This window comes from Streptomyces hirsutus (genome assembly GCF_001418415.1).
Lineage (GTDB): Bacteria > Actinomycetota > Actinomycetes > Streptomycetales > Streptomycetaceae > Streptomyces > Streptomyces hirsutus.
Genome location: NZ_LIQT01000076.1, coordinates 1 through 11417, shown reverse-complemented (window position 1 = coordinate 11417; position 11417 = coordinate 1). Strand labels below are relative to the sequence as shown.

Sequence of the window (11417 nt, the reverse complement as noted above, 5' to 3'; positions counted from 1 at the left end):
AGGTCCTGCGGTCTTGTCCCTGGCAAGTCCACTGCGTTCCGGCCCACGGGCAGTGTCATCGCCCCCCAACTGGGGTCGCATTACGGATCGGCACGTCGCAACGCGGATCGGAGGTTCGTCCAGACCCTCCTAGCGTGAGACACCCAACACATCCCAGAAACAATGGAGCACAATCGATGGGCGCCATCAGCGACGACACGAACGGCATCAAGTTCGTACACCAGTACGGTCTAGGTCTGCACACCACCGACCGGGTGCCGGATGTGCACAACCCCACCTGGCAGAAGCGGCAGATCGACGACTTCGTCGAGTTCGCCCAGCTCGCCGAAGAGCTCGGATTCGATGGTCTGACCGTCACCGAGCACCACGCGCCACTGATGACCTGTCCCTCGCCGCACCTGCTGATCGCGGCGGCGGCCGTGAAGACCAGCACGATCCGCCTCGGCACGGCAGTCACGATCCTGCCGCTGTACAACCCCATTCGGGTGGCCGAGGAGGCCGGCACCCTTGACCTGCTTAGCGGCGGTCGGTTCGAGCTGGGCATCGGACGAGGCGCGCCGGGCGAGGCACGCATCGCGCTGGGGCGCGACCTCAGCGAAGCGGATCTCAAGGAGGCATGGCTGGAGTCCCTCGAGCTCGTCCGACTCCTGCTCAGCGAGCACGACGTCACCTTCGATGGCAAGTACTTCAAGGTCACGAGGCCGACCTCGATCGCCACCCGCCCGCTCCAGGAGGAGTTCCCGATCTGGCTGGCATCCGGCAGCCTCGAAAGCATGGCGGTCGCCGGCGGGTACGGCTGGAGCGTGATGCGCAACTTCGGCACCGACCAGTCCCACAAGGAGGCGCTTGACTACTACCTCCAGGTCTCCAACGAGCACGGTCACGATCGGTCAGCGGCCAACATGATGGTGGAGCGCTTCATCGCGATCGGCGAGACCGAGGCCGAGGCTGAAGCCAACTGTGACGTCTTCGCCAACACGTTCAATCAGTTCATGGCGCACTACGCCTCCAACGGCCGCTCGGTCCCCAAGAGCGACGGCGAGTTCGCGATTGACAAGAAGAAGGACCGCCCTGCACTCACGGTAGTCGGCACGCCGGACCAGATCATCGACCAGCTCCAGGAGGCACTCGACGCAACCGGCGCGCGCCGCCTGCTCGTCGAGACCTTCACCCCCGACCAGGCCCGCCTGTTCGCGCGGGAGGTCATGCCTGTCCTGCGAGCGCGCAATGCAGGCTGAGTCCAAGCCCGTGACGAGCGCTGTGCGCCTCGCCCAGCAGGGGTATTTCTGGGTCGGCGTCACGTACCAGGAGAGCGAGGGCCAGACGCTTGTCGACGGCACGCAACTCTTTGTCGACTTCCAGGTGCCGGAGGAGCAGACGCAGGCTTACCCGGTCGTCCTGATCCACGGTGGTGGGGGCCAGGGCCTGGACTGGATGTCGACTCCCGATGGCCGACCCGGCTGGCGGACGCTCCTGCTCCAGCGCGGCTTCTCCGTCTACACCCTCGACCGCCCGGGACAGGGCCGTTCCCCGGTCCGTCCCGCTATCACCGGCCCCTCGCCGATGCCCTCCTCGGTGGAGACGCTCGGCGTCATGTTCGCCGGAGCGAACAACCCCGAGCACACCCAATGGCCAGGCACCGGCCTCGCGGACGACCCCGCACTCGCCCAGCTCCTGGCCTCCCAAGGACCAATGCCCGACCTTGCGCACGACCACGAGCTGATGCGGAGGCGAGGAGCGGAGCTCCTGGATCAGATCGGTCCGGCCATCATCATCACCAACTCCGCCGGCGGCCCGGCTGGATGGCTGATGGCCGACGAACGGCCCGACCTTGTGCGGGCCATTGTGGCACTGGAGCCGCTGGGTCCGAGCGGGCCGTTCCCGCTCCCGTGGGGGCTCGCCGCCTGCCGGATGAACTACGACCCGGCACCGTTGGCCGCCGCAATCGACCTGATCAACGTCCAGGCCACCGACTCGGAGCCTCCGATGCGACTGCAAGCCGCCCCACCCCGTCGCCTGCCGGGCCTCACCGACACGCCGATCGCGATCGTCACCGGCGAGCAGTCCTTGGCCGGGCCCATGGACGCCGGCACTGTCGCCTTCCTGCGCCAAGCCGGGTGCGAGAACGTCGACCACCTTCGACTTGGTGACCTCGGGATCCACGGCAACGGCCATCTCATGATGCTTGAACGCAACAACGACCAGGTGCTTGACGCCGTCATCACGTGGGTCAGCGAGCACGTCGTTCTCACGCCCTAGGCCTTCCTCGACCACGCGTCGACCGCCCCGTCCGGCGTGACGCCGTCACGCCGGACCGTGAATCCATGAAGGACATATCCCTATGAACTTGCGCCCGTTGTCGGCCGACCCGACCGAACTGCGACATGCCTTCGCCTGCTTCCCCAGCGGTGTCGTGGCTGTGTGCGGCTGCATCGAGGACGAGCCTGCTGGCATGGCCGTGAGCTCCTTCACCTCGGTCTCCCTCGACCCCGCCCTGGTGTCGGTCTGCGTGCAGAAGACGTCGTCGACGTGGCCCTTCCTGCGGGACCTGCCCCGGTTGGGCATCAGTATTTTCGCCGAGGACCAGGCGACGGCCTGCCGAGCCCTCGCGGGACGGGGCGACAGGTTCCGCGATGTTGGGTGGAAGAGGACCGTCGAAGGTGCGATATTCATCGACGGTGCCGCAGCCGTGTTCGACTGCTCGGTCTACCAGGAGATCGACGCCGGCGACCACGTGATTGTCTTGCTCAAAATCGAGGCGCTGCGGGCGGACCGTGCACGGCTGCCCCTCGTGTTTCACCACAGTGAGATGGGACGACTGGCCAACTCCCACGGCCGCACTGCTCAGGGACTCCCGTTGCTGTTGGTCAGTGAAGGTGGTGCGGCGTTGTTTCCGCCCGTGTGCTCGTAGGACGAGCCATCACGAGCCCCGTCTCGGTCGCGGGCCCCGTTGTCTCCACTGCGGCGAACGCCGTGCTGGACCTGGCGGGACGGTCACCTTGCGAACGACCGCCGAGGTCCGGGTGCCGGCCTTCTTGGCGCGGCGGGCCTGGTGCTTATTGGCTTCGGCCGCCCGCTTGTACTCGTCGGCGTTGCAGCCGAAGAGCTTGCCGGCCGTCTGGCCGCCGGCCTGGTCGAGCTGGAAGCGATCAATATGGGAGGCCTTGAATTTTAAGCTGCACCGGTGACCGCTGGCGTATTGGGGGACCGTGCCGTTGGCCTCCAGCTCACCCATGAGCGTCCATTGGCCGCGGCTGAACACCTTCCCGGGATTCGTGGTGTCGGACACGACCTCGACGCCGATTCCCTCCCGACGCCCGGCGCGGGCGACCTGCGCATACCGGACGACCCTTCTGCCGGAGCCGGGGCAGCACGTGGTCCTGGACATCGGCGATCATGTCGGGAATCTCGAAGCGGTCAAACCGGTCACCACGGACAGCTCGGAGAAGTCCTCGGCGATGCCGAAGCTGGCGGGATCGTCGAGGATTGCCAGAAGTAGGGCTGTCGAGTCGAGGCCGAGGCCGTAGGAGAGCGACTTGTGCGGAGCTGCGCGGAAGGCTGCCAGCGTGTCCGCGGCTACCACGTCCGCCGGGGTGCGGGAGGGCGTCGGCGAGGTGGGTGCGGGGTCTCGTCGAGGTGGTGGTCAAACAGGATGAGCGAAGTCATGAGGGTGCCTATGAGCTGCCAGCGGTGGTGAGGTGGGGGCAATGCTGGGGCCGGTGCGGCCGTCGTCGCCGTTGATGGTAGGGGGATTGCCGGCGGCGTCCCGGTACTCGACGAGGCTGAGCCGGACCAGGGAGGCGCTGGTCGGCCAGCCGACGGCGGCCCGCTGGGCGTCGCTCAGGATCGCGCGGCCTCCCCGCGCCGGTGATGAAGTACGGTCCGACGCCACTTCTTCTGGGCGGTCCCCGGAGGCAGCCGGTAGCGGTCGCCGTCGTTGCGGTAGACCAGGTCGTCGTCCAGGTAGACCTGGAGCGTCGCGGCGCTGACGTTTCCTATGAGATGGCCGTCGGGATGCAGGCACGCAGCCCGAAGGTGCTGGGGTGCGGGAGGGTACGTGCTGATCATCGCGGTCCCTCCAACGCGGGGAACTGCCCTGGGAGCAGAGCGGCCACCTGCGTGCTTTCCGGCTGGCTGGCTGGCCGGCGGTGCGGCAGCCGTCAGGGGCCCTCTCAGCTCGTCGCGGCACGGGGGTTCGTCCGCCGACACTTCGGGCAGCGCCACATCAGCCCGGCCGAGACCGCTGCCGTGACGATCGCGCCCTTCTGCTCGGTGTCGGCAGCGGCAAAGGGGTCTGCACAGCGAACGGATCTGTCCACCATCGTGTTGGACCAGCGTCCCGAGCGCGATCCGGTCGGCTCCAAGGCGATCGCCAAGCAGCGCGACATCCTCGACATCTGGGACACCCTCGACGGAGCCGGACGGCAGATCGCGCAGGAGGGGCTGACCTGGAGCCGTGCTCGCACGTTCTACCGCGAGCACGAACTCTTCTGCACCGAGTACACCGACGACGGCAGCGTCTTTCCGCCGTTCGTCAACCTCTCCCAGACCCGCACCGAGCAGGTGCTCGACGAGCGGATCGCCGGCCAGCAGCTTGTCGTGACACGCTGCATCAGGAGCTGCTCGACCTGGGCCGTGCCGTGCCCGTGCACCGCAGCGCGGACCTGGCCGAGGGCGGCGCCGCGAGGCTGGGCATCAAGCCCGACGAGGTGTGGGTGATCCGCCCCGACGCCCACCTGGCCGCCACACTCACCGGTCCCACCGCGGTCGAGGTGAACGCCGCCCTCACCCGGGGCCTCGGAGCCGCTGTCACCGCGCTTGCGCAGCCGCCCCGGCCGGACATCCTCCCGGGCCTGACACCGAGCTGTTGAACGTCACCTGCAATCGACATGTCACTGAAATGCATTCCGGGTCACAGTGATGCCCATCGGTGACGACGATCACGTCGAAGGGTGGTGGGGCATCACGTCACCCACCACCCCTCGGTCAAGCAGACCGGCGTCCCCCTCCTCCTGAAAGGCCGCACAGTGACTGCTACCCCACATGCCATGGGTGCTCCCGATGCACCGTCGCCGGCCGCGCGGCTCGACCGTCTGCCGGTCGGCCGGTGGCACTGGAAACTCACCGTGCTGGTCGGGATCGGCGCCTTCTACGAGTACTACGAGGTCTTCCTCGGCGGAGTGCTCGCCGCGGTCCTCGGCCCGCTGTGGCAGCTCAACAGCTTTGAAACCGCCAGCCTCATCGCTTCGGTGTTCCTGGGCATGTTCTTCGGCGCCCTGACCCTGGGGCGCCTCGCCGACCGAATCGGCCGACGGCGCATGTTCCTCATCAACCTGACCATCTACCTGTTCTTCAGCCTGGTCGCCGCGTTCGCCCCCAACCTCTGGGTGCTGGTCGCCTGCCGCTTCATCGCCGGCATCGGCGCCGGCGCGGAGGCCGCCCTCATCCCGGCGTACCTCGCGGAGTTCATCCCGCCGAAGCGTCGAGGCCGCCACATCGGCTACGCCTTCACCATGGCCTTCCTCGCCTACCCGGTGATCACCCTCATCGGAGCCCCCCTTGCGGGGAGTCACTTCCTCATCGACGGGTGGCGCTGGCTGCTGGTGATCGGTTCCAGCGGCATCCTCGCCCTGCTCTGGTTCCGCCGTGGTCTGCCCGAGTCGCCCCGCTGGCTCGCCTCGGTCGGTCGCCTCGACGAGGCCGACGCGCTGATCACCAAAATCGAGAAGGAGATCGCCGAGAGCACCGGAAAGCCGCTTCCGCCCGTGCCGGTCACCGTGTCCCAGGCACCCGCGCACCAGGGCGAGGACCGAGCACGGGTCTCCGACCTCTTCAAACGCGGCGCTCACAGAGCCATGATCGCCGCCGGCGCACTGTGGACGCTCAACGTTCTCGCCTACTACGGCTTCAGCTCGCTCACCCCGCTCCTGCTGGCCGACAAGGGCTACGACCTGAAGAGCTCCCTGCTCTACACGGCTGTCATGGCGATCGGATACCCGCTCGGAGCGTTCACCGCCGCACTCATCGCCGAGCGGTACGAAAGGCGGACCGTCTGCATCGCCACCGGTTTGGGCACAGCCGCAGCCGGCCTCTTCTTCGGCTTCGGGATCGGCAGCCTGATGATCATGGCCGCGGGCTTCGCGATCGGGTTCCTCTCCAACGTGCAGACCAGTTCCATCAACATGTACGGCTCGGAGGTCTTCCCCACCAGACTGCGCACCACCGCGATCGGGCTCTGCTACGGCACCGGACGCCTCTGCGCCGTCGCGATCCCCTTCCTCGGCATCGCGATCCTGGACAACTTCGGAGGCACAGCCGTCGTCCTGCTGTCCGTCACCCTCTACGTCGTCACGGCCGTCCTGGTCTGGATCTTCGGCCCCAAGACCACAGGCAAGTCCCTGGAGGAGATCACCGAGGAACACAGGCCGAGTTCGCCGTCCGTCGCGACGGTGGCCTGACCGCCCGACAAACTCTCCACAGCGAGGAGCCCTGGTGTCCCCTACGGAACAGCTGATCGACTTCGTGCGGTCGACGCGGCTTGACGAAATCGACCTCGAAGCCCGACGCATTGTCCGCACCATGATCACCACTGTGCTCGGCACCACGGTGGCCGGAGCCGGTGAAGACGGGTGCCGAGAGCTGAGAGGACTCCTGCTCGAGAACGGTGGTGCCCCACAGGCCACCTCACTCGTCCACGGAGACCGCCTGCCGGCCGCCTCGGCTGCGCTGCTCAACGGAGTCATGGCTCGTGCGCTCGACTACTGCGACGCCATGGAACCCGGCCTCCACCTCGGCTCCTCGCTGGTCCCCGCCGCCTTGGCCGCCGCCGAGTTCCGCGGCGGGGTCAGCGGCGAGGAGTTCGTCACAGCCGTCGCGGTCGGCGCCGAACTGGGATCGCGGCTCAACCTGACCGAGGCCCTGTACGACGGTTTGGACCCGACCGGCGTCGTCGCCCCGCTCGCCGCCACCGCAACGGTCGGCCGCATCCTCGGACTGTCGGGAGACCAGCTACTGGCGGCCCTCGGCCTGGCCTTCAATCGCGCCGGCGGGAGCTTCCAGAGCAACGTGGACGGCTCCCTCGCCGTGCGACTCATCCAGGGCTGGGCCGCCGAGGCAGGCGTGACCTGCGCGCTCTGGGCCCTGCGAGGGCTCACCGGCCCCCACAACTTCCTGGACGGCGTCTACGGGTACACCCACCTGTACGGGCGGGGCCAGGTCGACGCAACCACCTTCGTCGAGGAGCTGGGCGATCACTATGCGCTGACGGGGACGATGTTCAAGAAATACCCCAGTTGCGGCCTCACACAAGGGGTGACCGAGCTGGCCCTGCAGGCTCGCCGGTCGGGAATCCTCGCCGATCGGATCGACCGGGTCGAAGTAGTGCTCCCGCCGTACGCCTACCGGCTGGTGGGGCATCCGTTCGCACCCGGCACCAACCCGAGGGTCAATGGCCAGTTCAGCGCTCGATTCTGTGTCGCCAACGCATTCCTCAACGGCTCCTCCCGGCTGGAGCATTTCGCTCCGGCGGCCGTGACCGGGAAGGCGGTCGGTGACCTTGCCGCCCGAGTGCACGTCACCGCGGACTCCGCGCTCGACGAGCGCGGCCACAGCGCGGTCGACCTCATCGTCATCAGCGGCGACTCCGAGCAGCACTTCCGACTCGACATCGCGCCGGGCTTCCCCGGGAACGCCCTTTCCCAGGAAGATCACGACCGCAGGTTGCAGGACTGCCTGGCAGCCGCGGCATCCCCCTTGCCGGACAGTCGGATCGACAAGCTCATGGAGTCTCTGCGGACCCTCGAGGAACTCGACGACGTCACGGATCTGGTCGCGGACCTGATCAGCCCGGAAGCCGACGCCGACAGAACGGCCTGAGCACGGAAATTCCTTGAGTCCACGCAGCTTGCGGCGGAACTTCAGCCTCTCGTTCTTCTCCCAGTAGAACCGCAGTTGAGGCATGTCGTAGCACAGGCTTCATGAACCGCTCCGAGGTCAGTGGAGGCTTGGGACCTGTCCCGGAGCGGTTCAGTGGCACCGCATTCAGCTTCCGCGGTCCGATCACCGGATTGATCTGTACCTTGAAATGGCTCGCCAGGGTTTTCGCGGTCGAGTACTCGGTCATCTGGCGCTGCCGAGGCAGCCACGTTTGGGCGTACTCCTCTATCCTCTGCTGCCCCAGTTCCCGTTGCGCCTCCGCCACCGAGGGAGCCGTCTTCTTCCGGTCGGCGTACAGCTCCGTCAGCCGTTCGACCGCCGCGTCCTGAGTCCGATACCCGGTCTCCTCTCGCTGTTTTCCCCGAGCGTCGCGAAACCGGATGGTGCAGGCGTGCGGGCACCGGCTGGGCCTGGCGCAGTCCCAGGGCTCGAAGAAGGAGCCCATGCCGCGGGCGAGCCGACGAGCCAGGGAGCGACACCTTCCGGAGGACGAGCGGACCAGCGAAGGCCGGCTCTGCTGTCACGTCCCGCGGTCAGCAAGGCGGGGCCTCCCGCTCGCCGCTTGCTGGCTACTTGCTGACCTGGGGCTCAGCAATCATGCCTCTGACCTGCACTGATGCCCACCTTTTAGATCTTCGGCAACAACGTCGAGGACCGGATGGGGCACCTGCGCTTCGCGCTGTTCTACGCCGTCTGCGGCTATGTGGCCTCGTACGGCTACGCGTTGGTGAACGCGGGCTCGGGCACCCCGTTGATCGGTGCGTCCGGGGCGGTCGCGGGGGTGCTGGGCGCGTATCTGGTGCTGTATCCGAGGGCGCGCGTCTGGGTGCTGGTGCCGTTCCTGATCTTCCTGCCGCTGCGGCTGCAGGCCTGGATCGTGCTCGGCCTGTGGTTCGTGCTGCAGGCGGTGTACTCGTCCGGCGCGGGCGTCACCGACGCCGGGACGGTGGCGTACGCGGCGCATGTCGTGGGCTTCGTGGCCGGCATGCTGATCGCCTGGCCCCTCAAACCGGGCACTCCCCCGCCGCCGGAGCCGCGCGGCCTGCTGTTCGGCAGGCGGGCACGGCCCCGGCACCCGTGGTGAGCGCCCCGCGTGGTCAGCGGGCGGTGGCGGTGTGGACGTGGTCGACGAGGCGGGTCAGCGCGTCGGCGTCGGTGTTCGGCATGACACCGTGACCCAGGTTGAAGATGTGGCCCTCGAGACCCTCGGCCGCGGCCAGCACCTCGCGGGTCTTCGCCTCCACCGCCTCCGTGCCGGCGAACAGCACGGTCGGGTCGAGGTTGCCCTGGAGCGCCTTGCCGGGGCCGACCCGGCGGGCGGCCTCGTCCAGCGGGACGCGCCAGTCGACGCCGACGACGTCTGCGCCGGCCTCGCCCATCAGGCCGAGGAGTTCGCCGGTGCCGACGCCGAAGTGGATGCGGGGGACGCCGTGGCCGGACACCGTGTCGAGGACCTTGGCCGAGGCGGGCAGCACCGAGCGCCGGTAGTCGGCCGGGGCGAGCGCGCCGGCCCAGGAGTCGAACAGCTGGACCGCGGAGGCGCCGGCCTCGATCTGCACGGTGAGGAAGGCGGCGGTGATGTCCGCGAGACGGTCGAGGAGGTCGGCCCAAAGCTCCGGGTCGCCGTACATCATCGCCTTGGCGTTCTCGTACGTGCGGGACGGGCCGCCCTCGACGAGGTAGCTGGCGAGGGTGAACGGGGCGCCCGCGAAGCCGATCAGCGGGGTGGAGCCGAGTTCCGCGGTCAGCAGACCGTACGCCTCGGTGACGTAGGAGACGTCCTCCGGGGTGAGGTCGCGCAGCCGGGCCAGGTCGGCGCGGGTGCGGAAGGGCTCCTCGACGACGGGGCCGATGCCGGGCTTGATGTCGAGGTCGATCCCGATGGCCTTGAGCGGGACGACGATGTCGCTGAAGTAGATCGCCGCGTCGACGTTGTGCCGGCGCACCGGCTGGAGCGTGATCTCGGCGACGAGGTCGGGGCGCATGCAGGAGTCGAGCATCGCGATGCCCTCGCGCACCTTGCGGTACTCCGGCAATGAGCGGCCCGCCTGCCGCATGAACCACACCGGAGTGTGCGGCACCGGCTCACGCCGGCACGCCTTGAGGAAGGCACTGTCGTACGTCTGGGTCGGCTGCTTGCCCCGGGGGCTGACATTGGCACTCACCCGGCCAGTCTCGCATGGTCGGCCGACGGTCCCGCACCGCAGGTCACCCGGGCACCGCGACCCGCGCCACGCCGGTGCGACACGATCCGGCCACCGTTGCCCGCGCCGGGTGTCCCTCCCCGCGCCGGGGCCCGCTTCCGCTTAACCTTCCCCGCATGGCTGCGGCTCAGGGACGACTGTCGGACGGCACGGGCGGAATGGACGAAGCGAAGGACACCGATGCGGATCTCGGCGGCGGGGGCACGGCACCCCCGTTGCCCTTCCGGACCGCCGTCGAGGCGTTGCGGGGCGCGCGGCTCCGGCCGCAGATCGAAGTGGAGACCACTCCGGCGCCCAAGCGGCTCGCCCCGTACGCGTACGCGCTGGAGGCGGCGGTCGTGGACGGCGACCAGGACCTGGCCGACGGCCGGCTGGTGCTGCTGCACGACCCGGCCGGGCACGATGCCTGGCGGGGCACCTTCCGGCTGGTGACGCTGGTGCGCGCGGAGCTGGAGCCGGAGATGGCGGCGGATCCGCTGCTTCCGGAGGTGTGCTGGTCCTGGCTGACCGGTGCGCTCGGGGCACGCGGTCTGACGTACGGCGAGCCGAGCGGCACGGTCACGCGGGCGAGTTCGCACTACTTCGGCGGGCTGTCCGAGCGTCCTGCCGCCTCGCAGATCGAGATCCGTGCCTCGTGGACGCCGGGGGAGGGCGCGGGCGGGGTGCCGGACGCGGCCACGCATCTGATGTCGTGGTGCGATCTGCTGGCGCAGGTCGCCGGGCTGCCGCCGGCCGCTCCGGGGGACGCGTCGGTGGTGACGCTGCCTCAGCGCAGGGGACCGCAGGCACGCTGAGTCCGCCGCGCCGCTGAGCCCGCCGCGGGCACGGACCCTGCGGCCCTTGCCGTGCGAGCCCTTCGTGGGGCTCCCGGCGATCCTCCAGACCGGTCTTCGGACCGGTCTCTTTGTCGTTCCCGGGCCGTTCACGGGCCGTTCACGGGGCCGGCCACCACTCCGGTCGCCGAGCCGGTCGCCGGAGCACTGACGGGCCGGTCTCTTTGTCGATCTCCCCAGTCGCCCCCTTGCCGATCTTCCCGAGATCTCTTTGGCGACCTTTTTGGGGATCTCTTTGTCGATACGGCCACTTCCGGAAGCGTTGCGACGTGGACCGGAACCGTTCGATCTTCGAATGATCGACCGCGCGTCCGAATTGCACGGATTGTTACTCACTGGATCGTGATCATTCTCTAAAGGAGAACCCGTTTGTTGCCGAAGACGACTGTGACCTTGAAAGCACGGTTGAGCCCGGCTCCCCCACGAGCCGGGCTCAACCGTGCTT

The 11417-nt window shown here is 68.5% G+C and carries 12 protein-coding genes and 1 pseudogene; 9 read left to right on the top strand and 4 right to left on the bottom strand.

What is annotated here, in order from left to right; all coding sequences use genetic code 11:
• The first annotated feature begins 176 nt into the window (after positions 1–176).
• From AOK11_RS07150 to AOK11_RS07140, 3 genes are all read left to right on the top strand, one after another.
• Positions 177–1238 carry an LLM class flavin-dependent oxidoreductase gene (locus tag AOK11_RS07150; RefSeq protein WP_055592795.1) on the top strand — a complete coding sequence of 354 codons (1062 nt, stop codon included), beginning with the start codon at positions 177–179 and terminating at the stop codon, positions 1236–1238.
• Positions 1239–1248: 10 nt separating this feature from the next.
• Positions 1249–2259, top strand: coding sequence for an alpha/beta fold hydrolase (locus AOK11_RS07145; RefSeq protein ID WP_157869295.1), 1011 nt, complete (start codon positions 1249–1251; stop codon positions 2257–2259).
• Between the two features lie 97 nt (positions 2260–2356).
• Positions 2357–2911: a flavin reductase family protein gene (locus tag AOK11_RS07140; RefSeq protein ID WP_206188795.1), complete on the top strand. Its 555-nt coding sequence runs from the start codon at positions 2357–2359 to the stop codon at positions 2909–2911.
• A gap of 9 nt (positions 2912–2920) precedes the next feature.
• On the opposite strand, the gene AOK11_RS07135 is transcribed toward AOK11_RS07140, so the two are convergent.
• From AOK11_RS07135 to AOK11_RS43835, 3 genes are all read right to left on the bottom strand, one after another.
• Positions 2921–3388 (bottom strand): hypothetical protein, encoded by a 468-nt coding sequence (locus AOK11_RS07135; RefSeq protein WP_055592793.1) that lies wholly within the window; start codon positions 3386–3388, stop codon positions 2921–2923.
• 6 nt (positions 3389–3394) lie between these two features.
• On the bottom strand, positions 3395–3583 hold the full coding sequence (locus AOK11_RS07130) for a hypothetical protein (RefSeq protein ID WP_055592792.1): 189 nt from the start codon (positions 3581–3583) through the stop codon (positions 3395–3397).
• A 257-nt stretch (positions 3584–3840) separates the two neighbouring features.
• Positions 3841–4068 (bottom strand): hypothetical protein, encoded by a 228-nt coding sequence (locus AOK11_RS43835; protein ID WP_206188794.1) that lies wholly within the window; start codon positions 4066–4068, stop codon positions 3841–3843.
• 180 nt (positions 4069–4248) lie between these two features.
• Here AOK11_RS43835 and AOK11_RS43830 point away from each other — a divergent pair, with 180 nt between their 5' ends.
• From AOK11_RS43830 to AOK11_RS07100, 5 genes and pseudogenes are all read left to right on the top strand, one after another.
• Positions 4249–4719 (top strand): hypothetical protein, encoded by a 471-nt coding sequence (locus AOK11_RS43830; protein WP_206188793.1) that lies wholly within the window; start codon positions 4249–4251, stop codon positions 4717–4719.
• Positions 4716–4871 (top strand): hypothetical protein, encoded by a 156-nt coding sequence (locus AOK11_RS07115; protein ID WP_167353765.1) that lies wholly within the window; start codon positions 4716–4718, stop codon positions 4869–4871. Before AOK11_RS43830 ends, AOK11_RS07115 begins: the two co-directional genes overlap by 4 nt.
• A gap of 177 nt (positions 4872–5048) precedes the next feature.
• Positions 5049–6458: an MFS transporter gene (locus tag AOK11_RS07110; RefSeq protein WP_055592789.1), complete on the top strand. Its 1410-nt coding sequence runs from the start codon at positions 5049–5051 to the stop codon at positions 6456–6458.
• 34 nt (positions 6459–6492) lie between these two features.
• Positions 6493–7875 carry an MmgE/PrpD family protein gene (locus AOK11_RS07105; RefSeq protein WP_055592788.1) on the top strand — a complete coding sequence of 461 codons (1383 nt, stop codon included), beginning with the start codon at positions 6493–6495 and terminating at the stop codon, positions 7873–7875.
• Between the two features lie 691 nt (positions 7876–8566).
• Positions 8567–9019: pseudogene (locus AOK11_RS07100) on the top strand (rhomboid family intramembrane serine protease); the annotation flags it as partial.
• A gap of 13 nt (positions 9020–9032) precedes the next feature.
• On the opposite strand, the gene hemE reads toward AOK11_RS07100, so the two are convergent.
• Entirely contained in the window at positions 9033–10100 is a 1068-nt protein-coding gene (hemE, locus tag AOK11_RS07095; protein WP_055592787.1) for a uroporphyrinogen decarboxylase, read from the bottom strand.
• 155 nt (positions 10101–10255) lie between these two features.
• Here hemE and AOK11_RS07090 point away from each other — a divergent pair, with 155 nt between their 5' ends.
• Entirely contained in the window at positions 10256–10933 is a 678-nt protein-coding gene (locus tag AOK11_RS07090) for a DUF3000 domain-containing protein (protein WP_079034684.1), read from the top strand.
• Positions 10934–11417: the final 484 nt, after the last annotated feature.